This is a genomic window from Cytobacillus sp. QJM3NY_8 (genome assembly GCF_056173585.1).
The window spans coordinates 4,814,587-4,839,114 of sequence record NZ_CM149681.1 but is presented as its reverse complement, the minus strand read 5'-3'; the positions used below and the strand labels follow the sequence as shown (position 1 = coordinate 4,839,114).

The window sequence follows — 24,528 nt, the reverse complement described above, 5'->3', positions numbered from 1 at the left end:
CATGAAGCAAGCGTTTATTAAAAGCACCTTAATCTTATCCATTGCCACTTTGGCATCAAAGATACTTGGAAGCATTTTTCGCATACCGCTTCAGAATATTGCCGGAGATGAAGTGCTGGGTATTTTTAGCTTAGTTTATCCTGTCTACATGGTGGCGCTGATTCTTTCAGTAGCAGGAATTCCGATTGCTATTTCCAAATTGATTTCTGAAGCCAATGTGCATGGAGATCACGAGAAGATCTATAAAATATATGTCACTGCAGTGATTTTGGCCTTTTTGTTTGGGCTGACCAGTTTTACGCTTATCTATAGCTTTTCTGCACCGATAGCGGCGGTACTGGGAGGCGCAAGCACCCGGTTAGCCTTAATTGTTGTTTCGGCCACTCTTCTGGTTGCACCTTATATGGCTGTGTACAGGGGCTACTTTCAAGGCTTTCAGGATATTAGGCCAACAGCTGTTTCGCAGGTGCTGGAGCAATTAGTCCGTGTGGCATTTATCCTGATAATTGCTTATGTGCTTGTTGAAAGAGATTATTCCGATGAGGCGGTGTCAGCCGGCATTATGGCTGGCTCCATTTTAGGGGCTGCCGCTTCCGCTGTTTATTTGCGGATTTTGTTTGCCCGTTCTACTTTAAAGCCCAAATCAGAAGGGTTTCACTATTCATACAGCGATTTTTTAAAAACAGGAAAAACGATTCTCTATATTTCCCTTCCGATTTGTATTGGGGCCATCACGATGGCGCTTTTGAACTTCGTGGATTCTGTGACCATTCCATATAGTCTAAAGAAAGCAGATATTGACCAAAATATTACCTATATGTATGGAATTTACGGGCGGGGACTATCACTTGTTCAAATCGCTACTGTGTTCTCAAGCTCGATCGTGCTTCCGCTAATCCCTCTATTAACAGAGACGCTGGCGGAAAAGAACCACGAAAAGGCAAGGGGGATCCTGGAGAGAACTCACCGTCTGACGCATCTTGTGTCATGGCCCGCAGCATTCGGGCTGCTGGCATTAAGCCTTCCTTTAAATTTGGCTTTATTTAAAGACCTGGAAGGAAGCGCTGTGCTGGCGGTCATTGGCTTTAGTTCTGTATTTACTTCTCTATCTGTACTGGGTACAGGGATTTTGCAGGGGATCAACCTGGCCAAGCAGGCAGCCTATATCATTGTCTTCGGTGTGGTTCTTAAAGCAGCAGCTAACATCATCCTGGTCGGCGTGTTTGGCCTGATCGGGGCAGCCTACTCAACACTGGCCGTATATGTGGTCATTTTTATAGCCAATACTATTTTTATTAAGAAGGCAGTTCCGTTCACTGTGTGGAAGTGGAAGGACTCGGCTGTCGTGATTTCTTCCATCATTATGGGCGGCCTCATTAGTCTTTCGATTCTTTATGCGGATATTGAACAGTGGAGCAGAATGAAAGCTTTGGTATTTTCCGGAGCTGTCGTTATAGCGGGTGCCTTCATCTACTTTATCCTTTTATTTATTACAAGGGGTATTGATAAAACAGAAATCGCCTCCTTGCCTTTATTGAACAAATGGAAGTCAAAAGGAACAAATTAGTATTCGTTGCTTTCTTTGAAAGGATGTCGAGATTGAAAAAAACTGTTCTGGGTTTATTGATTCTATCTCTTCTTTTAACGCTGCCTGGCCTTATGCAAAGGCATCAGGCTGAATGGAATAATCGGAATTATGAAACGATTATTCCGTTTCAGGATATTCAATCACTGGTATCTAAGGATCCCAGTCTGCAATTGGGAGATGTATTGCGGGATTTGAAAGATGCCGGGCTGCATGCTGTCAGTATTCAGCCTGAAACCCTAAATAGCCTGGAGGACATAGGGGATATTAACGTCCTGACCGGCGGAAGGATCCAGGAAATGTCTATCCTGAATAGCGGCTTGGAAGGTGTAGCCGACCAGGTTTCTAATGAAGGAGCTTATATACATATCCAAAATGAAAACGAGCTGACAGGCCGGCTCACGGATGTTTTTCAGGCAGAAGAAACAGTCAGAATTGCGAACAAGGAATTTATTCATTTTCCTGCACTGAACAGTGCCCAATTCAATGAAACACCAATTGGCTATACGGAAGAAATTATAGATGAAATTAAGAAGGCAAATCTTTCAGTCGTTTTTAGAATGCCTAATTCCTTGGATGAAAAAGATCCATTTGTATTCAATCAGCTGCTTGATCTTGCAGATGAGAAATCAAATCGTCTTTTGATTTCCGGTGATGAAGTCATCGGCTATCCGGATGCAGAGAAGATCAAAAGCTTTGCACAAAAGCTGAAGGATGAGAATATAGCCGTTTATGCTATTGAATTTGCCGATCAGCTTGGAATCGGTACAATGGCCAGAGCGATAGATTTTGATATGATCCGGCTGCACAGCATTGACTTGAATCAAGTCCCAAGCATCGAGGAAGGCGTGGATAGGGCTGTTCGGGCCGTAAAGGAAAGGAATATCCGTTCGCTATTCATTAGAGTGGAGAACGTGGCAGAGCCTGAAGAAGCACTTTTGAATACGGAAGAGTTTATTCAGGCAATAAATAGCCAAATGCCAGTCCATTATAAAGCTGGTAAAGCCCACGCATTTGATCCAATATCTGTACCTTTCTGGAGTCAATTGCCGGCTTTGATGGCTGCTGTCCTTTTCATCTCTATTGCTGTACAAGCGATTTTTTCCAGGCGGGCTTTATTCTATGCAGCGCTTGCAGGCACATTTTTGATTGCGGCAGCAGCCTTTTTGCTGAAGGCCCAAGTCCTGCTGCAGGGACTTGCTTTACTCGTTGCCGTTATTACACCGATTTTTGCTGTCATCCCAATTAAAAATAGGAAAGGGATATTCCTGCCATATGGCCGGGCGGCTCTAATAAGCTTTGCGGGTATTATCATTATTACTTCACTTTTGAATGGAAATGAATATTTGGTGAAGATTGAAGCATTCCGCGGGGTTAAGCTGACCTACATCGTTCCGATCCTATTTGTCATGATTTATGCGCTTTGGCGGGATCTCAAGGGCATTCTGAACATGAAGGTTCAGTATTGGCATTTAGCTGTTATTGGTTTAATAACCGTTATCGGCTTGTACTATATAAGCCGGACTGGAAATACGGGGAGCGTATCTTCCATTGAACTGGCTTTTCGCCAATGGCTGGAAGAGGTCATGTATGTAAGGCCGAGAACGAAGGAATTTCTGATTGGCTTCCCTTTCTTTGTGCTTGCGCTGTACATCTATCCGCTTCATCAAAAAATTGGCTTGTATTTGCTTATACCGGGTGTGATCGGGTATTTATCTATTGTTAACACCTTTACCCATTTGCATATACCTCTCTATATTTCACTTCTGAGGACTTTTTACAGCCTTGCATTAGGATTAGTGATCGGCCTGTTATTTATATTTTTATTTAAACAAGGACGATCCATTTACGAGAAGAAATGGAAACTGAGGTGTTAATAAATGAAGGTAGTTCTTTCAGGTTATTACGGTTTCGATAATGTAGGGGATGAGGCGATTCTTTATTCGATCATCCAGGCTTTACGGGATAAGGAACCAGGAATTGATATAACTGTACTATCGAATAACCCTCCACTTACAGAGAAAACTTACAATGTAAAGGCAGTGGACCGCTGGAGCGTGATAGAAGTATGTAAAGCATTAATTGCTTCTGACGGCTTGATAAGCGGAGGGGGCAGTCTGCTGCAGGATGAGACGAAACTTAGGTCGATTCCCTATTACTCAGGCGTGATTCATTTTGCTAATCTCATCAGAAAACCGGTATTTATCTATGCACAAGGAATCGGTCCGCTGCATCATCCTTTCAGCAGGGCTGTTGTGAAGAGGGTTTTAAGAAAACCGGAGATCACGGTACGTGACCAGGCATCCAAAAAGCTGCTCGAAAGGATAGGAGTCCAAAATCCAATCGAAATTGTGCCAGATCCAGTGTTAGGGCTTAAGCTTGCAGAGCAGAACAGCACCTGGTGGGAAAAGCAGGCCTTTACGGGTTCTGCTGTTACAGTATCTGTCAGAGATTGGCCTTCTTCCGTTGATTATAAACAAAAGATGGCCGAGGCTTTAGATTCCTTAGCGCAGGAAGGAAAGCAGATTGTTTTTGTCCCTATGCACGGCAAACACGATGAAAAGGCATCTAAAGAAACGGCTGAAAAAATGAAGGAGAAAAGCTATATTGCTCCTTATGATGCCTCCATTGAAGAAAAAATAGCCATCATCGGAAAGTCCGATCTGCTGGTTGGAATGAGGCTGCATGCCCTGATTTTTTCTTCGATCACCTATACGCCTTTTATTGCTGTATCTTATGATCCGAAAATTGAAGCTTTCGCCGATATTGCCGGACAGCCTGTAGCAGGTCATGTGATAGAGGAAGGCTGGGATGGTACATCGCTTTCAAAAGCGATAAGATCCGCTTTGCAAAACAAAGGTGCAGAAACCGCGCATCTAAAGGAAACAATCGGGCACCTTCAGCGGGAAGCGTGTAATACGGCTCAAAAAGCTATTCACTTTTTCGAAAAGGAGGTGAGGGGGAATAAAATTGGTGAGGGGTCACTGAAAAAACGATAAATCATGTAACTATTATGGCGCCTTGAACGTCTTATTAAAGGAATGCTTAGTTCATGTCGAAATAAGGAATCAGGATGAAGGGAATTTTAAAAAAATTGTAATATACTTGGAAGCAAGGTCAAAATAAAAAAACTTTTTGATGCAGATGTATGATATAATTAGGCTCGGTATATACATACATTTGTTAGGAAAAATATGCCTGATTCCGAAAGTGAAATAGGGGCATTATACTCATAAGGAGGGTCTTTATGTTTTACTTGACCTTAGTATTATGTTTTTTATGCTCTGTTATTATGACCCCTTTTGTAAAAAAATTGGCGTTGAAAATAGGAGCTACTGATCAGCCTAACCATAGAAAAGTTCATCAAAAAGTAATGCCCCGATTAGGCGGGCTGGCGATATATATTAGTTTTTTGCTTGGAATGTTCATTTTTCAGCCTGACAAGGAGTACCATATTCCAATTCTGGCGGGGAGTTTGCTGATTGTCATTCTCGGTGTATTGGATGATAAATATGAGCTTTCTGCGAGAATAAAGCTAATTGTCCAGATTGCAGCTGCCTTAATCGTTGTTTTATGGGGCGGAGTGGATGTTGATTCCATCAATACCCCTTTTGGCGGGGAAATTAAATTTGGTTATTTTGCCATCCCAATCACAGTTCTGTGGATTGTCGGTGTGACGAACGCAATCAACCTGATTGATGGTTTAGATGGTTTGGCAGCGGGGGTATCATCGATTGCTCTGATCACCATATCAAGTATGGCGATCATCATGGGGAATACCTATGTTATCGCTGTTTCAACCCTTGTATTGGTTAGTACATTGGGCTTTCTCATCTACAACTTTCACCCGGCGAAGATATTCATGGGCGATACCGGTGCTCTCTTTTTAGGGTATATCATTGGTGTGCTGTCCCTATTGGGTTTCAAAAATGTCACAGTGATTTCGTTTATCATCCCGATTCTTATTTTGGGTGTGCCGCTATCAGATACATTTTTTGCGATCATCAGGCGGATAGTGAATAAAAAGCCTTTATCAGCACCAGATAAATCCCACCTGCATCACTGTTTATTGAATTTAGGATTTACACACAGGCAAACGGTTTTGATGATTTATGCGATTTCAGTCTTCTTCGGCCTTGCGGCTATCATCTTTTCTCAGGCAAAAGTGTGGGGGGCCATATTATTCATCACGGTCATCTTGCTTTTAATTGAATTATTTGCGGAAGTGATTGGATTAGTGGGGAAGGATTATCAGCCGCTATTAAAAAGATTGAAGAGCAGAGTTCAAAATAGATAAAGATATATAAGCAGCCTTATTAGGTTGCTTATTTTTATGCTTATGCAAATGGGCTTATGTAACAATTTCCGAAAAATTTCTTAACATTGACATAATATTTGCTTAACAAATCCATGTTATTTTTTATGTAAAGGAACTTAAGGAGTGATAACATGGTCAAGAAAATGAAGATTATGTGGCATCAGTTTTGGTTTTTGACTTATAACACGATCCTATGCTCGGCCTCTACATCACCTTATAATTCCAGTCTTTTCAAAAAATCAAAATATCATCAATTAAAACTGATACAGCATTTATAGGCTGTATTTTTTTGTCTATAAGTAAACCACAAAAAAAAACCTCTCAACTCTTGCTGGAGCTGGGAGGTTTCTGCATTTTAATATTCACTTTCGGCTTCAGTCTCATAGTCTGTCTGACTATCACTCTGTACTTGATTTTCAGCATCATCCGTTGTATTTTGTCCGAATTCTGTATCGCTCAGATCTAAATGGCCTTTTAATTCGGTCTGGATTTCTGCCAGGCTGGTCTGATCCAATTCATAATAATAAACGCGGTTTCCGTTGCTGTTCGGCAGGTACATATCCTGTCCAGCGATATTTAATGATTCAATATTTATCGATGATCCTTCTGTTGCATAATTCAGGAATGCTTTCATCTGATCAAATGTTAAATCAGTCTCCATATTCTTTCCAACCGCTTCAATGACATTGGCATACTTTGAAATAGAACCAACTGAAGCAGCTCTGTTTACAATGGCTTTCAGGATTTCCTGCTGTCTTTCGCCGCGCTGGATATCACTATCCTTTTTTCTTGTTCTGGCCAATGCCAGTGCTTCTTCACCATTTAATAATTGGTAGCCAGGCTCTAGACTGATGGCATTAGGAGTATCATTTGAGTCCTGCTCTGAAAAAGCATAAGGGACATCCACTTTAATGCCATCCAAAGCTTCCACTATATCGATGAACGCATTGAAGTTTACTTTCACATAAAAGTCGACTGGAATATCAAGCATCTCTTCCACGGTTTCAATGGTGGTTGCAGGGCCGCCATTCGCATGGGCATGAGTAATTTTATCCTGGTATCCCAACTTTGGAATGTAAACATAAGAGTCCCTTGGAATGCTAAGCAATTTAACTGATTTGGAATCCTTATTAAAAGTAGCAAGCATAAGCGCATCCGATCTGGAGGATGTGCTGAAAGACCTCTTGCTGCTGTCATCCACACCGATGAACAGAACTGAAATATTATCTATATCCGGCTGAGCTGCAGATGCTCTCTTTGTAGTGCGATCTATAGGGTTATATGAATCTTCCATAACTGATTGTGCTTTATTATATAAAAATGTTCCATAAGCCGTGGCGCTAAGTGTCAGTAAGATAATAGGAAGGAAAATAAATATAAAGATTCTTCTCTTCCTTTTGGATTTTCTTTTTTCAATTACTATTGAACGTCTATCATGAGACATCTGTATGCTCCTTTATTTAAAAGTAAAGAGTGCCATTGTTATTTTATAATTTTTAGGGGGGTTAGTAAAACAAAATTTTTGGGTATACTATAGTTTTACCTCTTCTTCTAGGTATAGGCTGTCACCTAAAGTAATTTCACCAGCACCATTTGTTAATTCGGTCATCCAGTCAGTAAAGGCCCCGGTTTGATTCTCTTCAACAAACGTTTCAACTGTTACTGTATCAAGATATTGGATTTCCTTTAATGTGTATATTGAAGATCTCAGTTCATTTTCTACCTTTCCTAGCAAGGTATAATCAATCTTTGTCTTCATCACTGTCACGAGTTTTCTTTCAACAATACCAGTCGCTTGTAATCCTTCAGAGGTTGCCCTTCCATATGCCCTGATTAATCCGCCTGCTCCTAATTTTATTCCGCCGAAATACCTGGTTATGACAACCACAGTATCTTTCAGCTTTTTTTTCTTCAGCACTTCCAGGATAGGCACACCAGCCGTACCGCTTGGCTCACCATCATCATTTGCTTTTTGGATCTGGTCGTTTTCACCAATTAAGTAGGCAGAACAATTATGGGTGGCGTTTGAATGTTTCTTCTTAATCTTCTGAATAAAATCCAGGGCTTCATCTGCTGTTTCTGCTCTGGCAACATGAGCAATAAACCTGGATCTTTCTATTTCGATTTCATTTTCTCCGTATTCCTTAACTGTATAATAAGAGGGCAGCACAGAACCGCTCCTTTCTAAACTCTTTGCACAAAAAAAATTCAGCTAAATTCATTATAATTCGACAAGTTTCCCAACATCAATTTTTTAACAGAATGTAATAAAACTTTAATATAGAACATTTTTTCCCATGTTATAATGAAAACAATTCTGATGTTTATGCTGCTATAATAAAAAATGTGCCGATTTTAATCTTTAAGTGGTATAAATATACATATTATTTTGCTTGGTAGTCATGTTTACCCTGCTTTTATATAGGATATAAGACATGGGGTGAAATCACAAGTCTAAGCCTTTTTACCGAATTTTAGGTAACTTGGTATAATTTTCAGACTGGAAAGATAGTATCTTAACTCATTTAGCGCTAAAATAAAGGTACATAGCGGAAGGGTTACGCCCTTGGAGGAGTGTAAATGAGTATTAAGAAATTCGATTCCAAGACTCTGGATCTTATTCTTGAAAAAATGGTTCAAACAGTAGGCACCAGTAAAGATGAAATTTTCCGTATAGGTGAACAATGCCGTAAAGATCATAAGACTTTAACCGAAGAACTTATGGAAGTTAAACAAATGGTTCTTAAGGTAATCGAAGAAGGGGATAAGCTGGAAGTGCAAACCCGGTTTGCAAGAAAGCGCCTTTCTGAAGTAAGCATGCATTTTAAGGATTATTCAGAGTCTGAAGTACGTGAAGCATATGAGAAGGCCCATCAGCTTCAGATGGATTTATCCATGAACCGTCAGCTTGAAAAACAGCTGAGGGATCGCCGTGATGATATTGAAAGAAGGCTTATTGGTGTTAATGACACCATTGATAGAGCGGAAGTCCTCATTTCTCAAATTACGGTCGTGATGAACTATCTGACCAGTGACTTAAAGCAAATGGGAGAAATCATTGAAGATGCGAAGCTCAAACAGGATTTTGGTCTGAAGATCATCGAGGCACAGGAAGAAGAGCGGAAAAGAGTGTCCCGCGAAATCCATGACGGACCGGCCCAGATGATGGCGAATGTCATGATGAGGTCCGATTTAATTGAACGGGTATACAAAGAGCGCGGTGCTGATGAAGCCATTACTGAAATAAAAGACCTGAAAAAAATGGTCCGCAATGCTTTATATGAAGTCCGCAGGATTATTTATGACTTGCGCCCAATGGCTCTTGATGATTTGGGTTTAATACCTACCCTCAAAAAATACTTAACAACGATCGAAGAGTATCACAGGAGCACCAAGATATATTTCGCGAATGTTGGCGAAGAGAAGAGGCTCCCGCCACAATATGAAGTCGCACTGTTCCGTCTGATTCAGGAGTCTGTGACAAATGCTCTAAAACATGCGGATGCTAAAGAAATCCAAGTGAAAATAGAAATAAACTGTACCAGGGTAGCCGTAGTCGTCAAAGACGATGGGAAGGGCTTCAATATTCGCGAGAAGCGTCCTGGATCTTTTGGAATTATGGGAATGGGTGAAAGGCTTGAACTATTGGATGGCCAGATGTCCATAGATTCTAAACCAGGCAAAGGAACCATTGTTATTATCCAGGTGCCATTGAAATAAGAAACACCTTAAGAATAGAGATAGAAAACTAACTGGAGATTTGGGAGGCGAAGCATTTGAATACAAAGATCGTCATAATTGATGACCATCAATTATTCAGAGAAGGGGTAAAACGCATTTTAGATTTCGAAAAGAGCTTTAATGTAGTGGCAGAAGGTGATGATGGCAGTGAAGCCATGGGCCTCGTAGAAGAGTATGATCCAGATGTAATTATCATGGACATCAATATGCCGAACACAAACGGTGTGGAAGCGACCCGCCAGCTGATTAATAAATATCCAGAATCCAAGGTAATCATTCTTTCCATCCATGACGATGAGAATTATGTAACGCACGCACTTAAAACAGGAGCAAGCGGATACCTTTTAAAAGAAATGGATGCAGATGCATTAGTCGAAGCTGTAAAGGTTGTCGCTGATGGAGGATCTTACTTACATCCGAAGGTGACACACAACCTGGTAAATGAATACCGCAGACTTGCAGCAGAAGGTACAGGGACCACATCTTATTCACAGGTGGAAATCCGCCGTCCGCTTCACTTGCTGACACGCCGTGAATGTGAAGTGCTTCAGCTCCTTGCTGATGGCAAAAGCAACCGCGGAATTGGGGAAGCATTATACATAAGTGAAAAAACCGTAAAGAACCACGTAAGTAATATCCTGCAAAAAATGAATGTGAACGACCGTACTCAGGCAGTTGTCGTAGCGATCAAAAATGGCTGGGTAGAGGTGCGATAATATTATTGAGAGAAAAAGTCCTTTTAATAGGGCTTTTTCTTTTTTGCTTTGCAGGAAAACGAAGGAAGAATAATTGTGATTACTTGCCTCATAGGGTTACCCTCTATTTTATGATAGCGGAAATAGCAGATAAATTAAAGGTATTAATACACTATTTTTGAAATATTAACCAAAAATAATCACGCAGGAAGTTACCACCTCTGCCTGATTATTTTATAAGTGCGGCTGCAGCTGTTTGAAAGATAGGTTTTGTATTGGAAGATCTCTTTTTTGCTTGATTCACTAAATAAACAAGCTTCTCGATTTCCTTTGGAGGCAAACTGTCTATGAGCCAGGAAGCAAGTTCAGGTCCGCTGATTGAATGGTCAATATTTGGAACTTTAATGTGCTTATATTTACTTAATTCATTATTAAGCATTTGATGGAGAGTATCTGTGCTGTATCTATTGGAAGTGGGGCTATTTGTGGAAGAAGTGTTTTTAATCAATGTGTTACAGCTCCTTTACAAAATAAAGACACAAAAAGCATTTTATCATATGCCTGGCAAAGATTTGAAGGTAAAAATATACCAGGTCTTAAAAGTAGGTATAATGGAGCACAGCATTATTTAATCCCCTGCTCTATAACTTAATGCAATTTCCCCCGCTATCATATAAAATGGAACATGAACATACAGTAGAGAAAAAAGATAAGGATGGTAACTCTATTTATGAAAACGGCTGTTGTAACGGATAGTACAGCATACATTCCTAAGGATTTAAGAGAAAAGTTAAATATACATATGATTCCGCTTAGTGTTATTTTTGGCAGTGAGACGTACCGGGAAGAAGTAGAAATTACGGCTGCAGACTTTTATGAAGAAGTGAAGCATAAAGATCTTCCGACTACTTCGCAGCCTCCTGTGGGTGAGTTTGCCGAGCTGTTTGAGAAATTAGCGAAAGAGTATGATGCGGTGATTTCGATTCATCTGTCAAGCGGCATCAGCGGTACGTTCCAGGGGGCAGTTACTGCCGGGAGCATGGTTGATGGGATTCAGGTTTTTCCATTTGATTCGGAAATCAGCTGTATGGTGCAGGGGTTTTATGTGATTGAAGCTGCAGAGCTTGCTGCTGCCGGTAAGGGTCCACAGGAGATCGTTGAACGTCTTGAGGAGATGAAGAAAAGCATTCGTGCCTATTTCATGGTGGATGACTTATCTCATCTTCAGCGAGGAGGCCGCTTGTCCAGTGCACAGGCATTGATCGGCAGCCTACTCCAGGTGAAGCCGCTGCTTCATTTTGAGGATAAGAAAATTGTTCCGTTTGAAAAGATTCGCACGCGCAAAAAAGCGATGAAGCGGATGGTTGATCTTTTCTGGGAAGACGTAAAAAGCGGGGAGCCATACCAGGCTGTTATTATTCATGCCAATCGCGAAGCAGAAGCCCGCGAGTGGAAGGCAGAGCTTGAAGCGGAATATCCTAATGTTGAGTTTATGATCAGCTATTTTGGTCCGGTCATTGGAACCCATCTAGGTGAAGGTGCTATGGGGTTTGGCTGGGTGAAGAAGTAGGTTTTGTTTGAGTGCGCCATTCTTAAGGGTGGCGCAGATTTTTTTGGGAAGGGTGATGTGGATGTAAGGGTTTTGCAAATAGATCCAGGATTCCTGCAAATAGAATGTTTAATTTTGCAAATAGCAGCCTAAATCTGCAAATAGATCGGAGAACTTGCAAATAGAACTTCAAAACTTGCAAATAGAGATACAAACTAATTAATCAAGAGGTGAACTAATTGAGATTTACTCCTAATATGACCCCATATATAAAAGATTCTCCTCCAGAAAGCCTCCCGATTTCCTCCATTGACAACATTCCAGAGCCGCCACTCAACGAAAACTATTCATATAACAAAGAACTCCAGCAAATCCTCTGCGGAAAACAGCTTCTATTCGAAAACTTACCGCATTCAATTGAAGAAATCCATCAGCACTATGAAAATGGCTATATTTCTTACCGAAAAGGGATAATTAACACCAAAAGCAAGATAGTTTGTGCCAGGTGCGGCAATAAAGATCGTTCACTGTTTGCAAGTTTTCCCTGTGCCCGATGCGGTGAGAAAGAATGTACCTACTGCCGGAAATGTATCATGATGGGACGGGTCAGTGAGTGCACTCCTCTGATTGGATGGTGCGGACCTGAGCCCGTTCGGGAGCTAGCTGAACATCCCCTGATATGGGCAGGCAACCTTTCACCCGGGCAACAAATTGCCTCTGACCAGGTAAAGCAGGCTGAAATCGAAAGCAAGGAATTCCTCGTCTGGGCTGTCTGCGGAGCAGGAAAAACAGAAGTTCTATTTGAAGGAATCAATGCTGCCCTTGCCTCTGGAAAAAGAATCTGCATTGCTACTCCGAGAACAGATGTTGTACTTGAGCTTGGTCCGCGGCTAAAAGCAGTCTTCCCCGGTATTCAGGTGGCTGTCCTTTACGGCGGCAGTGAAGGCCGCCACCTTCAAGCTCCTTTGACCATCGCCACCACCCATCAGCTCCTCCGCTTTTATAAAGCTTTTGACACCGTAATCCTTGATGAAGTGGATGCCTTTCCTTATACGGCAGACGAAACCCTGCAGTATGCCGTCCGCCAATCCCGCAAAGAAACCTCCTCTATGATCTATTTAACTGCCACCCCCAGTCAAAAATGGCAAAATGAATGCCGCAGCGGAAAAAGAAACTTTGTCACTATCCCGGCTAGATATCATCGTCATCCATTGCCTGTACCGGCTTTCAAATGGTGCGGAAATTGGGAGAAATCCCTAAAAAAAGACAAACTCCCGTCTGCAGTTACCCAATGGATCAAGAAGAGGCACGACAACCAGAAGCAGTTCCTGCTCTTCCTTCCAAAAATCGATAAAATGGAAAAAGTCCTCACCATCCTTCGTAAAACCTATCCTAAAATCCAAGCTGTCCACGCGGAAGACCCCGATCGAAAAGACAAAGTCCAAATGATGCGCAATAAAGAGATCCCCATGTTACTCACAACGACCATCCTGGAAAGAGGGGTTACCTTCCCTAATATTGATGTAGCAGTATTTGGAGCAGAAGACCGTATTTTTACCGAAAGCGCTCTTGTTCAAATTGCCGGCCGTGTTGGAAGAAGCTCTGAATACCCGAAAGGAGAAATCACCTTTTTTCACTACGGCAAAACCGAAAGCATGGTCAATGCGCAAAAACAAATACTCAAAATGAACATTGAAGCCAAAAAGAAAGGACTGATCGACCATTAACTGCTTAATATGCCATGAAGAAATCCTTTCAGCTGTCAGCTGGACAACTCTCTGGTCGCGGCCAAAAGAAAATCATTTATGCCAATGCTGCACCGATAAACTCCCATTTATCAATGGCGATACTTGCAGTAAATGCAGCCGGCCCTTCAGTAACTTAGATCCTCAATTTCGAAAAGGGAACCTATGCGCAGATTGTCTAAGGTGGAACGGGGATCCAGAATGGTCAGGGCAGCTTCTGAAAAACAATTCCCTTTTTATATACGATGACTTTCTGAAAGAAACTATAGCCCGCTATAAGTTCCGGGGCGACTATATTTTGTCGAGAGCTTTTTCTCCTATCATTAGGGAAAAGCTGAGTACCGTGGAATTCGACTATCTCGTCCCAATCCCTCTAAGTCCCCAAAGGATTTATGAACGAGGCTTCAATCAGTCTGCCGCACTCATCCATGAGGCAGGCTTTACCGTGACGGAACCGCTGCAGCGAATTCACTCAGAAAAGCAATCTAAGAAATCGCGAATGGACCGAATTCATTCGCACCAGGTCTTCCAGCTGCAAAATCTCAATATCAAGAATAAAAAAATTATCCTAATTGACGATATCTATACTACCGGCTCAACTCTATATCATGCAGCGAAAGTTCTTAAAGCAGGGGGTGCTGCTTCAGTCTGCTCGGTTACATTAGCAAGAGGATAATGGATGGAATTAATTACAAGTTGATGTTTTTGATCTGGATAGTTATTAGGAAAATAATCCTATGTTAAAATATTCTAATCCAGGGCAAATTTTACGAAAGTAAAAGACGCAAAGCTGCGGGCCTAAAGCAGGTCTCTGCCATGGCGGCCAGGCTACATGGAAGAAGAACTATTTTCGTTTGCCTTTTTTATTGGAAAGGATGTTTTGAAGTGGACGAAATAAACTCACAGGGTGGTGAAAACACCACTAAAGATATTGCTGAATACAGAAGTCAGCAAATGGAATTGACTAAAATAAAAAATAATCTGAACCAGGCTCAGAAGATCGCAAATATTGGGAGCCTGGAGTACGATATTGAAAACGATAGAGGGTTTTGGTCAGATCAGATGTTCCGGATATTTGGGCTAAAGCCTCAAAAAGGTTTTTTTCCGGACTACAAAATGTATTTGAGTTATCTGCATCCAGACGACCTGCCGGCTTTTGAAAATCAGTTTACTCGACTGTTAGAGGAAAAGGACAGTGTGGATCTGATATGCCGGATCATTAGGCAGGATGGAGAGGAACGGTATATTCATCATCGTGCGGACTACTTTGCAGAAGAAAGCGGATCACCGAAAATCATTGCAACGATTCAGGATATAACTGAAAAACGGCTCATGGAAGAAAAGTTCTATGAAAACGAGCGGAAAATAGGACAAATCTATGAAAATCTTGATGTTGGCATTTATTCCGCCGATTTAATAGAAAGAAAGGTATTTCATTTCTCAAGGGGAGTGGAAGGCATTTTCGGGTACACAGCCAGTGAGCTGATTGACAATTTCGATTTATGGGACGAAGTGATCCATCCAGACGACCTGCAAAGTCTGGAAGCCAATCGGGTAAATCTTATTCATGGGAAGAGCGTTCGCTGCCAATATCGTATCTTCCATAAATCCGGTGAGCTTAGATGGGTGAATGATCATAGTATCCCCTATTTAGATGAAAGGGGCGAACTTATCCGGGTTGATGGCTTTGTAACAGATATAACAGAACAAAAATGGCTTGAAAAGAGAATGAGGCGTATGGCATTTTATGATCATTTGACCGATCTGCCGAACCGCCGGTACTTTGATCAGAAGCTGCAGAGCCTTATTGAAGACGATGAACAACAGAACTTCGCTGTCTTGTTCTTTGATCTGGAACGGTTAAAGCAGATTAATGATACCTTTGGACATTCCTCAGGAGATGAACTTCTTAGGCTTGTTTCACATAGAATTAAGGAGAAGCTAAATTCAGTCTGTTTTTCAGCAAGAATTTCCGGTGATCAATTTGCAGTTATAATGGAATATATCCAGGAAAAGGAGGATCCTGCGCAATTAGCAGATTCCATTAATCAAATTTTCTCTGAACCATTCCACATCGACAGCTTTGAGCTTAATATTACCCCATCTATAGGCATTAGTTTATATCCGGATAATGGAAGAACAGCTGATGAATTAGTCAGAAATACGGAATCTTCCCTGTACCATGCCAAGCAGAAAGGGAATAATAGATTCCAGGTTTACCATCCTTCCATGGATATTGAATCTTATAAGCTTTTTACCCTTGAACAGGATATGAGAAAAGCCATTCAAAATGATGAATTTTTTCTTGAATACCAGCCAAGAGTTGATACGAAGACCGGCAAAATAGTAAGTGCCGAAGCTTTACTAAGGTGGAATCATCCGGAATGGGGCAGAGTTTCGCCGCTGGAGTTTATAACAGTGGCAGAGGAAACCGGTTTAATCATAAATATAGGTGAATATGTGCTAAGGAAAGTATGCAGCCAGATTTATTCCTGGAAGGAAAAAGGGTTATCGATTGTTCCGATATCCGTAAATATCTCTCCGCTGAGCTTCTTGAAAAGTTGTCTTGTTTCCACTATAAAAAAAGCATTGGATGAGAGTCACCTCGATGCGTCACTAATTGAAATTGAATTGACGGAATCTTCCCTAATCAATTACTCAGAGAACGTCATTTCAGTGCTTAAAGAATTGGGTTCAATGGGAGTGAAGATTGCACTGGATGACTTTGGGACCGGGTATTCCTCCATCACACAGCTGAAAAATTATAAATTTGATGTTTTAAAGATTGATAAAACGTTTATCCAGGCAATGGATAAAAACGCGGAAGATGCAATCATTACGGCCAATCTGATTCAGCTTGCCCATGGGCTGAATATGAAGGTGGTAGCAGAAGGCGTAGAGACTTTTGAACAATTCTATTCTTTAAGGAAGAATGAGTGTGATCAAATACAGGGATATCTTTTCAGTAAGCCGCTTCCGCCTTCCGCTTTCGAGCAGAAACTCTTAATTGGCACCCTGAAGCCGCAGAATATCAAGGAAGACAATGTGTTCAAAGGTTTGCGCAAGTATGTCCGGGTCGAGTTTCCCTATCCGCTGGAGGCAGAGATGACCATCTTAGAGCTTAACAGCAAGCCTGTCAAAATGGGCAGCACGAAAATCCTGATTGAAGATATGAGTGCAGGCGGAGTAAAATTTGTTTCAAAGATGAAACTTCCTGTGAGGAAAGATATCATTCTATTAATTGAAACGAAGCTTTTAGGAGAGGTTCTCTCCTTTACTGGGACGATTGTCCGTAAAGATGAAATATCAGATGCTCTGACTAATTATGGATTTCAATTTATTATCGAAGAGGGACCGAGAGCTGAATTGGCGGCGATGCTAGATATTCTGCAAAGTCAGCTCGAGCAGAGCGGCTCTGTTCCCGAATCCCGATTCATAGAAACAGTCAGCAGTCTGCTGTATTTCGAATAATTATATTCTATAATTATCCTATTCTTCGAGCTATAATAATTTCATCACAAACTGAGAGAGGAAGAATCATATGGCTGAGTTATCCAACTGCCCGAAATGTGATGCCATTTTTGTCAAAAACCAGTTCCGCGATGTCTGCCAGGATTGCTGGAAGGAAGAAGAAAAGGCCTATGAGACGGTTTACCAGTTCATCCGGAAGAGGGAAAACAGGACAGCGAAGATGATGGAGGTTGTCGAGGCGACCGAAGTCGAGGAAGAACTCATCATAAAGTTCATTAAGACCGGCCGTTTGAAGCTAGCGCAATTTCCAAATTTGGGGTATCCTTGCGAGAAATGCGGGACAAGCATCCGGGAAGGCAAGCTATGCGGCAGCTGTGCGGGTGATCTGAGGAAAGATCTTCAGCAGTTTACCGCTGAGGAAGAACGAAGAAAAGAAGCAGTCCAAAGAGAAAAACACGGTACTTATTTTGCCGTCAATGAAAAAATTAATAGTCGTTTCTAAGCTATGTGACTTATTCGCATAGCTTTTTCTATAGGCTTATAGATGTATTTTTTGCCAAACTTAAATTAACATTTAAACATACCGCCACATTAGCCGATAATAGACTTAGGTTAAATCGACCGGAAAGAAAGTGAGGGGTACACATGAAAATCAATAACTTTGGTCCTTCAGGCGTGAACCCATACAAACGCCAAATGAATAAGCTTGAACATGCAGGAAAACCAGCCAGAACGGCATCAGATAAAATTGAAATCAGCTCTACTGCAAAGGAAATGCAGCAGGTATCCCAGCTAAGCGAAAACCGTAAAGCAAAAGTAGAAGAGCTTAAAATTCAGGTAGAGAACGGGACTTATAAAATTAATCCAAAAGAAGTGGCGAAAAGCATCGCTGATTTTTATACAAAAAAATAATGAGGAGGGATTGGCATGTCAGCCGAAGCACTTACTGCAACGATGGAAAAGCTGCTAAAGCTTCATGAAAGCCTATATGAACTCGCAGTTAAAAAGACAGACATTATTAAGACCGGCGACATGGACGGCCTGAATCAGATGCTGAAGGATGAGCAGGCTCATATTGCGGCTATCAGCAGATTGGAAAACGAGCGGGAAAAGGCAGCAAATTCGATCGCACCCATGCTGGAAAGCCCTACAGTATCAGATTGTTTAAATATCCTTACGCAGCCTGATCGCCTTAGGCTTGAGGCCATCACGAAGGAGCTTGCTGAGCTGGTATATGAACTGAAAGAGCAGAACTTCCTAAACCAGCAGCTTGTCCATCATTCCCTTCAGTTTGTAAATGTATCTATGAATCTTTTACGGCCGCAGCCTGAATCGATGAACTACGGCCCGCCAGCCAATAAGAAATCGGAAAAGATGAATCCAGGAATTTTCAACTCGAAAGTGTAGCAGAACGGAGGAGCAAACATGCGTTCAACTTTCATGGGACTTGAAACAGCCCGCCGCGGCATGTTCACCCAGCAAAGTGCTTTATATACAACCGGACATAATATTTCAAATGCGAATACGCCAGGATACACCAGGCAGCGGATTAATTTCGCGCAAACCGAGCCTTATCCAGGCGTTGGTATGAATCGTCCGCAGATACCCGGACAAATGGGAACAGGTGTCGAAGCGGGGACAGTCCAGAGAATAAGAGAATCATTTTTAGACCTGCAATATAGAACCGAAAACACAAAAATGGGTTACTATGGAGCCATGAGCGAGTCTCTGACTAAGATGGAAGAAATCATGAATGAGCCGTCAGAGAATGGATTGCACAGTACCCTGGAAAAGTTCTGGAACGCCCTGCAGGATTTATCAAGCCACACCGAAAATACCGGAGCCAGGGATGTAGTAGCTGCTACTGGTCAGATGGTTGCGGATACACTGAATTATTATCATAATTCCCTGTCGCGGGTTCAAGAGGATATCGGCAATCAGGTTGATGTGAAGGTTGATGAAATTAACGCAATCGTCGCGCAGATTGACCATCTGAATAAGCAGATCGCCTCTGTTGAGCCGCACGGATACCTCCCAAATGACCTTTATGACGAGCGGGATTTATTGGTAGACAGCCTTTCACAATTGGTTAACGTGAAAGTGACCAGTGTGGTTCCTAATACATATGGAGATGCCAAACCGATGGCATCGGGCCTTTATAATATCGAGATTGTCCAAAAGGATGGAAAATCCTATAATCCGCCTATTAACCTCATATCTGCTACAAAAGAGAGCGGCATTGTTGGCACAAACAAGGTGGAGCTTGAAAAAAGCGAAGAGAGCGGACTTGTAACAGGACTAAAGATCGGATCCACTTCCTTTACGCAATTTGAGACTTTATCCGGTGAACTTACCGGTTTAATTAACAGCTATGGTTATGAAGCAGGCGGTTCTGCTAAGGGTGCTTATCCTGAAATGCTGGAGAAGCTGAATAGAATGACATCTGCTTTTGCCAAGGAATTCAATGAAATTCATAAAAACGGGTATGCCTTGGGAGCGGATACAATCTCAGGCCTGGACTTTTTCCAGTTTGATGAGGATAATCCTGCACAAAGCATTAAAGTAAATCAAGAGCTGCTGGATGACTCTTCTAAAATTGCCGCAGCTGCAGAAAAAGGCGGAGCTTCCGGAGATAACCACAATGCTCAGCTTTTGGCTGATTTAAGAAAGAAAAGCTTTAGTGATTACACCTCCTTGTCTGATGATGAAAAATCAAAGCTGAACGGAAGCCTTGATTCCTATTATTCCGGAATCATTGGACGATTAGGCGTAGACTCTCAGAGTGCCAAAAAGGACCTAAAAAACTCCCTTGTGCTGGCAGATTCAGTAGACCGGAACAGGCAATCGGTGAGTGCCGTGTCATTAGACGAAGAAATGACCAATATGATTAAATTCCAACATGCATACAATGCTTCAGCAAGAAACATAACTGTGGTTGATGAAATGCTCGATAAAATCATCAACGGCATGGGCGTTGTAGGCAGATAAAGGGTGAAATAAAGTGCGCGTAACACAATCAATGCTATCAAATAACATGCTTCGCAATTTAAGCAACAGCTACAGCAGGCTGGACAAGCTGCAGGATCAAATTTCTACGCAGAAGAAATTTACCAAGCCGTCGGATGATCCGGTTGCTGCGATGATGGGAATGAACTATCGTACGGATTTGAACCGGATTCAGCAGTTTACCCGCAACATCGGGGAAGTGAGAAATTGGGTTGATAGTACGGATGATGCCCTGGATAAGGGTGTTTTGGCTCTGCAGCGAATTAGGGAGCTGACTCTCCAGGCAAGCAATGGCACACTGGAAGAAGATCAGCGCAAAGCGGTTGCTGAAGAGGTCAAACAGCTTAAAGAGCACTTACAGAATATCGGGGATACACAAGTTGGCGGTAAGTATATTTTCAATGGCAATCAGACAAATGTACGGCCATCTGAATCAGGTTTTCAAAGCGGAACCATCGAGCTTGAGGTTTTTTCAGGCATCAAGATCCCTGTCAACACGGAAGGAAAAGCTTTATTTGGGGACATGCTCAGTGACGAAGGCGATATCCAAAAGCTAATCACAGCGCTTGAAACGAATGATCCAGCCGTTGGGGATATGCTAGAGAATGTTGATAAAAACATAGATAATTTCTTGTCTGCACGTGCCCTAATTGGGGCCAAGCAGAATCGGGTCGAACTGATGGAGGACCGTCTTTCCCAGCAGGAAGTCTTCTCAACCAGAATTCTTTCCGATAATGAAGATATTGATATGGAAAAAGCCATTATCGAGCTGACAACCCAGGAAAGCATCCATCGTGCCGCACTAAGTGTTGGGGCAAGAATCATCCAGCCGAGCTTAACCGACTTTTTAAGATAATCAGTGAAAAGCTATCCATCAGTGATAGCTTTTTTTCATAAGAGAGGTGTTTAATATGAATGTTCCGCAGATCAGGCTGGAATCCAACTTAATCAAGATGGGATTAAAAATAGAAAAACCGGTGCAGGAAATTGAACAGCCCCCTGCCATCCAATCCATCCAGCAGCCCAAAGCCATCCTGGAAATCGATACAATCCCTGGAAAGCTGACAATCGACCAGACCAAAGCCCGCGAAGACGTCGACCTGAAAAGTGTCGGCAGAAGAATAGAGGAGTTTGCCCAAAATGGGTACCAGGATTGGTTAAAAGGGATGGAGAGAAGAGCTGCACAGGGAACAGAACTTATGAAAATTGAAAACGGCGGCACTCCAATCGCCTATCAGGCAAAGGAAAACAGTGAAGGTCCTCCCAAGCAGTTCAATATTGGCTGGGTGCCATCTTATAATAGTGTAAAGATTCAATACGAACCTGCCAAGGTAAACATTGAGGCTCAGCCGCAAAAGCCGAAGATTGAAGTTGAAATCAGAAAGCCGGTTCATACTTATACGCCTGGAAAAGTAAGCACAGAAATTCTTGAGAAAAACAGCCTAAATATTGATTTTATCAATCTAACCATATAGCAATGAGGTGAAAAGATGAATATCCAAACAAAGTTTCACGGTGTGCAGGAAATAAATCAGGATGATATTATTAATTTTCCATCTGGGATTCCGGGTTTTTTAGAGGAAAAAGAGTTTTATATATTACCTCTTGAAGGGACAGACTTATTTGTACTTCAGTCAGTAAAAACACCTGAGGTAGCTTTTATCGTGACAGATCCGTTTGTTCTTTTTCCGCAGTATGAGTTTGATTTGCCAAAAGAGGCATTGGAAAAATTAGAAATTCAAACAGATAAAGATGTGGCAACCTTTGCGATCTTGACAGTAAGGGATCCATTTGAGGAAACAACCGCTAACCTGCAGGCCCCTTTGGTCATTAACCAAACAAAAAAAATAGGCAAACAAATTATACTTAATCAAACACCTTACCAGACCAAGCATGAGATCATGACACCTCAAGATCAGGGGGAGAGATAATGCTTGTACTTACAAGGAGACTTAAAGAATCGATCATGATTGGTGACGATATTGAAATCTCAATCCTCTCTATTGAAGGTGACCAGGTAAAGCTAGGCATCAGCGCGCCGAGAAATGTTGATATTCATAGGAAAGAAATATACTTATCTATTCAGCAGGAAAACAGCAGCGCAACTCAAACAGATGCTGGTGCAATTGAAAGTATAAGCAACTTTTTTAAAAAGCAATAAAAAATTGTTCCAAACCATTAAACACCTGTCAAAATAAGTCGATATAACCATTGTAAAGCTGAACAGCAAAAAGGCGGCCGACTTTTCTGCTGGTTAGTAAAGCAACCACATGGATGTGGGATATATACTCAAGGAGGAAATTAATAATGAGAATTAATCATAATATTGCTGCACTTAATACTTATCGTCAGTTGAATAGTGCTTCAAGTGCACAAGGTAAGTCTATGGAGAAATTATCTTCTGGTCTTCGTATTAACAAAGCTGGAGATGACGCAGCTGGTCTTGCAATCTCTGAGAAAATGCGTGGGCAAATTCGTGGATTAGACCAAGCTTCTAAGAACAGTCAGGACGCAATTTCTTTAGTTCAAACTGCTGAAGGTGCTCTAAATGAAACTCATGATATTCTTCAACGTATGCGTGAGTTAGCTGTACAAGCTGGTAATGACACAAATACTACTTCTGACCGTGAAGAAATCCAAAAAGAAATTAACCAAATGACATCTGAAATTAACCGTATTGGTAATACAACTGAGTTTAATACTCAAAAGTTATTAAATGGTTCTAAAGACTCTGCAACTCCTGCTGTAGCAATTGGAGATGAAATTACTGCAGCGCAATCATCAAAAGTAACCATTGGTGATTTGACATTTACTGCGAAAACTGCAGGGACGGCTGGAAACTCAATTTCAGTAGAAATTGTACAAGGTACTGGTACAAGTACAGCGAGTGCAGCGGCATTAAGTGGGGACAAACTTACAATTACTTTAGGAACAGATGGTTCAGCTGCTCCATTATCTGTGACAGCTGATCAAATTAAAACTTTAGTCGATGGTGTATCTGGTATTAATGTTGATGTAGCGGTTGCAACAGGTAAAGGTTCTACTGCACAATCTGTAGCCACTGAAACAAATCTTACTGGCGGAGCTGCTGCAGTTTTAGCAACTGAAGCAGTGGATGCTGGAGCATCTCTTCAATTCCAAATTGGTGCTAATGAAAACCAAAGTTTAACACTAGATATTTCTGATATGAGAGCAAAAGCTTTAGGTATTTCTACTGAAGGTACTGCTGATGCAAAGCGTGCTGTTACAGATGGCACAAGCAGCACAACTACAGAGCAAGCTCTTAGTGTTTTAACACATGATGATGCTGCAGCAACTGTAACAACTATCCAAGCAGCAATTGATAAAGTATCTGCTGAGCGTTCTAAACTTGGTGCAAACCAAAATCGTCTAGAACACACAATCAACAACTTGAGCACATCTTCCGAAAACTTAACTGCTGCAGAATCTCGTATCCGTGACGTAGACATGGCTAAAGAAATGATGAATCAAACAAAGAACTCAATTCTTTCTCAAGCAGCACAAGCAATGTTGGCTCAAGCGAACCAACAACCACAAGGAGTTCTACAACTTCTTCGTTAATATTATTTATCTTGGGGACTCTAGATTTACTAGAGTCCCTTTTTATAAGTTAATGGAAAAAGGAGGAATTAGGATATGAAAATAATGCTTTATAAAGACACGTTATATTCTCAGGGAGAAATACTAGATATTTTTGCTTCGAATAAAAAGGTTGCCAAACTTCAAGTAGTAAAGGTAACTAACATTGGGCAAAATAAACAAGATTTAGAGTGTGATATTGTCCAATGTCATCCTGAGTATAAAATGGGTCTTAGGATTTTTAGTAATTCTAACGGCTATATTGAAGTTAGGGTACAAAGAAACTAAATCTTTAATAATTAAATTTAAACGTAAATCTGGAAATTTAAGTATATATTATAACATTAAGCATTCATCTACATGATGTTCATCGTAATGGGGCTTCTCTCTTCCGAGGGAAGTCCTTTTTCTATTTTGGAGGGGGAATCATAATCATGAAAAATCAATCTGCAAAACGTGTGAACATTGTTAACTTATTGCTAATGGAAGGAATCGAGCATGCTTTGCAAGAATCGATGTGTACGAAATTCAAAAGATGGCTATAAATTGTTGCAGCAGTTCTTATGCGGAGATGTGGATAGGGAGTACTTTGTCATGTCGTTAAATGTTTGGATACAAAGAATCAACCAACATCTATTTACATTTGCCACATTTAAAGAAACGGTACCTGTCCCTACATGCGATAATGAACTAAAGTGGATGGTTCCCCCTTAAATAGTCCTAATAAAGATGTTGATCGTAATATCACAATATTCTCTCTGTCTAATTTCCCTCTCAACATTCCGGCTCCCTTACCGATATAAAAACTAAGAAATACA

23 protein-coding genes, 1 pseudogene and 1 riboswitch are annotated in these 24,528 nt (G+C 41.4%); of the genes and pseudogenes, 21 read left to right on the top strand and 3 right to left on the bottom strand.

What is annotated here, in order from left to right; all coding sequences use genetic code 11:
• The first annotated feature begins 1 nt into the window (after window position 1).
• The 4 genes from AC0VZ9_RS24795 to AC0VZ9_RS24780 all read left to right on the top strand — a co-directional run bounded on the left by AC0VZ9_RS24795 (window position 2) and on the right by AC0VZ9_RS24780 (window position 5,882).
• Window positions 2–1,567 carry a putative polysaccharide biosynthesis protein gene (locus AC0VZ9_RS24795; protein ID WP_475396829.1) on the top strand — a complete coding sequence of 522 codons (1,566 nt, stop codon included), beginning with the start codon at window positions 2–4 and terminating at the stop codon, window positions 1,565–1,567.
• A 32-nt stretch (window positions 1,568–1,599) separates the two neighbouring features.
• A complete protein-coding gene (locus tag AC0VZ9_RS24790) occupies window positions 1,600–3,462 on the top strand; it encodes a DUF5693 family protein (RefSeq protein WP_475396828.1) in 1,863 nt (620 codons plus the stop codon).
• Window positions 3,463–3,465: 3 nt separating this feature from the next.
• Complete coding sequence (gene csaB / locus AC0VZ9_RS24785; RefSeq protein WP_475396827.1) at window positions 3,466–4,584, top strand: polysaccharide pyruvyl transferase CsaB; 1,119 nt, start codon at window positions 3,466–3,468, stop codon at window positions 4,582–4,584.
• A gap of 248 nt (window positions 4,585–4,832) precedes the next feature.
• The gene (locus AC0VZ9_RS24780) at window positions 4,833–5,882 is read left to right on the top strand and encodes an MraY family glycosyltransferase (protein ID WP_475396826.1); all 1,050 of its coding nucleotides are present in this window, start codon (window positions 4,833–4,835) and stop codon (window positions 5,880–5,882) included.
• Between the two features lie 376 nt (window positions 5,883–6,258).
• On the opposite strand, the gene AC0VZ9_RS24775 is transcribed toward AC0VZ9_RS24780, so the two are convergent.
• Complete coding sequence (locus AC0VZ9_RS24775) at window positions 6,259–7,347, bottom strand: LCP family protein (RefSeq protein WP_475396825.1); 1,089 nt, start codon at window positions 7,345–7,347, stop codon at window positions 6,259–6,261.
• Between the two features lie 87 nt (window positions 7,348–7,434).
• The gene (locus AC0VZ9_RS24770; RefSeq protein ID WP_475396824.1) at window positions 7,435–8,073 is read right to left on the bottom strand and encodes a YigZ family protein; all 639 of its coding nucleotides are present in this window, start codon (window positions 8,071–8,073) and stop codon (window positions 7,435–7,437) included.
• Window positions 8,074–8,483: 410 nt separating this feature from the next.
• On the opposite strand from AC0VZ9_RS24770, the gene AC0VZ9_RS24765 reads away from it, so the two are divergent.
• Together AC0VZ9_RS24765 and AC0VZ9_RS24760 are read left to right on the top strand one after the other, a co-directional pair.
• A complete protein-coding gene (locus tag AC0VZ9_RS24765; protein WP_019380800.1) occupies window positions 8,484–9,623 on the top strand; it encodes a sensor histidine kinase in 1,140 nt (379 codons plus the stop codon).
• 56 nt (window positions 9,624–9,679) lie between these two features.
• Window positions 9,680–10,360 carry a response regulator gene (locus tag AC0VZ9_RS24760; RefSeq protein ID WP_019380801.1) on the top strand — a complete coding sequence of 227 codons (681 nt, stop codon included), beginning with the start codon at window positions 9,680–9,682 and terminating at the stop codon, window positions 10,358–10,360.
• Window positions 10,361–10,568: 208 nt separating this feature from the next.
• On the opposite strand, the gene AC0VZ9_RS24755 is transcribed toward AC0VZ9_RS24760, so the two are convergent.
• Window positions 10,569–10,847, bottom strand: coding sequence for a hypothetical protein (locus AC0VZ9_RS24755; protein ID WP_159344552.1), 279 nt, complete (start codon window positions 10,845–10,847; stop codon window positions 10,569–10,571).
• 222 nt (window positions 10,848–11,069) lie between these two features.
• Between AC0VZ9_RS24755 and AC0VZ9_RS24750 the strand changes: the two genes are divergently transcribed.
• The 15 genes and pseudogenes from AC0VZ9_RS24750 to AC0VZ9_RS24680 all read left to right on the top strand — a co-directional run bounded on the left by AC0VZ9_RS24750 (window position 11,070) and on the right by AC0VZ9_RS24680 (window position 23,998).
• The gene (locus AC0VZ9_RS24750; protein ID WP_019380804.1) at window positions 11,070–11,909 is read left to right on the top strand and encodes a DegV family protein; all 840 of its coding nucleotides are present in this window, start codon (window positions 11,070–11,072) and stop codon (window positions 11,907–11,909) included.
• A 236-nt stretch (window positions 11,910–12,145) separates the two neighbouring features.
• Complete coding sequence (locus AC0VZ9_RS24745; RefSeq protein ID WP_475397524.1) at window positions 12,146–13,615, top strand: ATP-dependent helicase ComFA; 1,470 nt, start codon at window positions 12,146–12,148, stop codon at window positions 13,613–13,615.
• Window positions 13,611–13,802: pseudogene (locus tag AC0VZ9_RS24740) on the top strand (ComF family protein); the annotation flags it as partial. The gene AC0VZ9_RS24745 and the pseudogene AC0VZ9_RS24740, both read left to right, overlap by 5 nt.
• A 129-nt stretch (window positions 13,803–13,931) precedes the next feature.
• The gene (locus AC0VZ9_RS24735; protein ID WP_475396823.1) at window positions 13,932–14,309 is read left to right on the top strand and encodes a ComF family protein; all 378 of its coding nucleotides are present in this window, start codon (window positions 13,932–13,934) and stop codon (window positions 14,307–14,309) included.
• 73 nt (window positions 14,310–14,382) lie between these two features.
• A riboswitch (cyclic di-GMP riboswitch) is annotated at window positions 14,383–14,469 on the top strand.
• A 49-nt stretch (window positions 14,470–14,518) separates the two neighbouring features.
• Window positions 14,519–17,104 (top strand): EAL domain-containing protein, encoded by a 2,586-nt coding sequence (locus AC0VZ9_RS24730; protein ID WP_475396822.1) that lies wholly within the window; start codon window positions 14,519–14,521, stop codon window positions 17,102–17,104.
• A 70-nt stretch (window positions 17,105–17,174) separates the two neighbouring features.
• On the top strand, window positions 17,175–17,606 hold the full coding sequence (locus AC0VZ9_RS24725; RefSeq protein WP_217026390.1) for a TIGR03826 family flagellar region protein: 432 nt from the start codon (window positions 17,175–17,177) through the stop codon (window positions 17,604–17,606).
• A gap of 143 nt (window positions 17,607–17,749) precedes the next feature.
• Window positions 17,750–18,016, top strand: coding sequence for a flagellar biosynthesis anti-sigma factor FlgM (gene flgM, locus AC0VZ9_RS24720; RefSeq protein ID WP_019380809.1), 267 nt, complete (start codon window positions 17,750–17,752; stop codon window positions 18,014–18,016).
• A 15-nt stretch (window positions 18,017–18,031) separates the two neighbouring features.
• Window positions 18,032–18,511, top strand: a complete 480-nt coding sequence (locus AC0VZ9_RS24715) for a flagellar protein FlgN (protein ID WP_475396821.1) — start codon at window positions 18,032–18,034, stop codon at window positions 18,509–18,511.
• Between the two features lie 18 nt (window positions 18,512–18,529).
• Window positions 18,530–20,092: a flagellar hook-associated protein FlgK gene (flgK, locus tag AC0VZ9_RS24710; protein WP_475396820.1), complete on the top strand. Its 1,563-nt coding sequence runs from the start codon at window positions 18,530–18,532 to the stop codon at window positions 20,090–20,092.
• 13 nt (window positions 20,093–20,105) lie between these two features.
• Window positions 20,106–20,966, top strand: a complete 861-nt coding sequence (gene flgL, locus AC0VZ9_RS24705) for a flagellar hook-associated protein FlgL (RefSeq protein WP_217026397.1) — start codon at window positions 20,106–20,108, stop codon at window positions 20,964–20,966.
• 55 nt (window positions 20,967–21,021) lie between these two features.
• Window positions 21,022–21,585, top strand: coding sequence for a DUF6470 family protein (locus AC0VZ9_RS24700; protein ID WP_217026399.1), 564 nt, complete (start codon window positions 21,022–21,024; stop codon window positions 21,583–21,585).
• Window positions 21,586–21,600: 15 nt separating this feature from the next.
• Window positions 21,601–22,041, top strand: a complete 441-nt coding sequence (gene fliW, locus AC0VZ9_RS24695) for a flagellar assembly protein FliW (protein WP_217026401.1) — start codon at window positions 21,601–21,603, stop codon at window positions 22,039–22,041.
• Window positions 22,041–22,271, top strand: a complete 231-nt coding sequence (csrA, locus tag AC0VZ9_RS24690) for a carbon storage regulator CsrA (protein ID WP_217026403.1) — start codon at window positions 22,041–22,043, stop codon at window positions 22,269–22,271. The genes fliW and csrA overlap by 1 nt, the downstream gene beginning before the upstream one ends.
• Before the next feature lie 146 nt (window positions 22,272–22,417).
• Complete coding sequence (gene flgL, locus AC0VZ9_RS24685) at window positions 22,418–23,692, top strand: flagellar hook-associated protein FlgL (RefSeq protein ID WP_475396819.1); 1,275 nt, start codon at window positions 22,418–22,420, stop codon at window positions 23,690–23,692.
• A gap of 75 nt (window positions 23,693–23,767) precedes the next feature.
• On the top strand, window positions 23,768–23,998 hold the full coding sequence (locus AC0VZ9_RS24680; protein WP_217034557.1) for a hypothetical protein: 231 nt from the start codon (window positions 23,768–23,770) through the stop codon (window positions 23,996–23,998).
• Window positions 23,999–24,528: the final 530 nt, after the last annotated feature.

What these genes read in the sequence shown, in the direction of transcription:
- AC0VZ9_RS24795 (WP_475396829.1), top strand. Translation starts at nt 2, where the DNA reads ATGAAGCAAGCGTTTATTAAAAGCACCTTAATCTTATCCATTGCCACT.
- csaB (WP_475396827.1), top strand. Translation starts at nt 3,466, where the DNA reads ATGAAGGTAGTTCTTTCAGGTTATTACGGTTTCGATAATGTAGGGGAT.
- AC0VZ9_RS24780 (WP_475396826.1), top strand. Translation starts at nt 4,833, where the DNA reads ATGTTTTACTTGACCTTAGTATTATGTTTTTTATGCTCTGTTATTATG.
- AC0VZ9_RS24775 (WP_475396825.1), bottom strand. Translation starts at nt 7,347, where the DNA reads ATGTCTCATGATAGACGTTCAATAGTAATTGAAAAAAGAAAATCCAAA.
- AC0VZ9_RS24765 (WP_019380800.1), top strand. Translation starts at nt 8,484, where the DNA reads ATGAGTATTAAGAAATTCGATTCCAAGACTCTGGATCTTATTCTTGAA.
- AC0VZ9_RS24750 (WP_019380804.1), top strand. Translation starts at nt 11,070, where the DNA reads ATGAAAACGGCTGTTGTAACGGATAGTACAGCATACATTCCTAAGGAT.
- AC0VZ9_RS24745 (WP_475397524.1), top strand. Translation starts at nt 12,146, where the DNA reads ATGACCCCATATATAAAAGATTCTCCTCCAGAAAGCCTCCCGATTTCC.
- AC0VZ9_RS24725 (WP_217026390.1), top strand. Translation starts at nt 17,175, where the DNA reads ATGGCTGAGTTATCCAACTGCCCGAAATGTGATGCCATTTTTGTCAAA.
- flgM (WP_019380809.1), top strand. Translation starts at nt 17,750, where the DNA reads ATGAAAATCAATAACTTTGGTCCTTCAGGCGTGAACCCATACAAACGC.
- AC0VZ9_RS24715 (WP_475396821.1), top strand. Translation starts at nt 18,032, where the DNA reads ATGTCAGCCGAAGCACTTACTGCAACGATGGAAAAGCTGCTAAAGCTT.
- flgK (WP_475396820.1), top strand. Translation starts at nt 18,530, where the DNA reads ATGCGTTCAACTTTCATGGGACTTGAAACAGCCCGCCGCGGCATGTTC.
- AC0VZ9_RS24700 (WP_217026399.1), top strand. Translation starts at nt 21,022, where the DNA reads ATGAATGTTCCGCAGATCAGGCTGGAATCCAACTTAATCAAGATGGGA.
- fliW (WP_217026401.1), top strand. Translation starts at nt 21,601, where the DNA reads ATGAATATCCAAACAAAGTTTCACGGTGTGCAGGAAATAAATCAGGAT.
- csrA (WP_217026403.1), top strand. Translation starts at nt 22,041, where the DNA reads ATGCTTGTACTTACAAGGAGACTTAAAGAATCGATCATGATTGGTGAC.
- flgL (WP_475396819.1), top strand. Translation starts at nt 22,418, where the DNA reads ATGAGAATTAATCATAATATTGCTGCACTTAATACTTATCGTCAGTTG.
- AC0VZ9_RS24680 (WP_217034557.1), top strand. Translation starts at nt 23,768, where the DNA reads ATGAAAATAATGCTTTATAAAGACACGTTATATTCTCAGGGAGAAATA.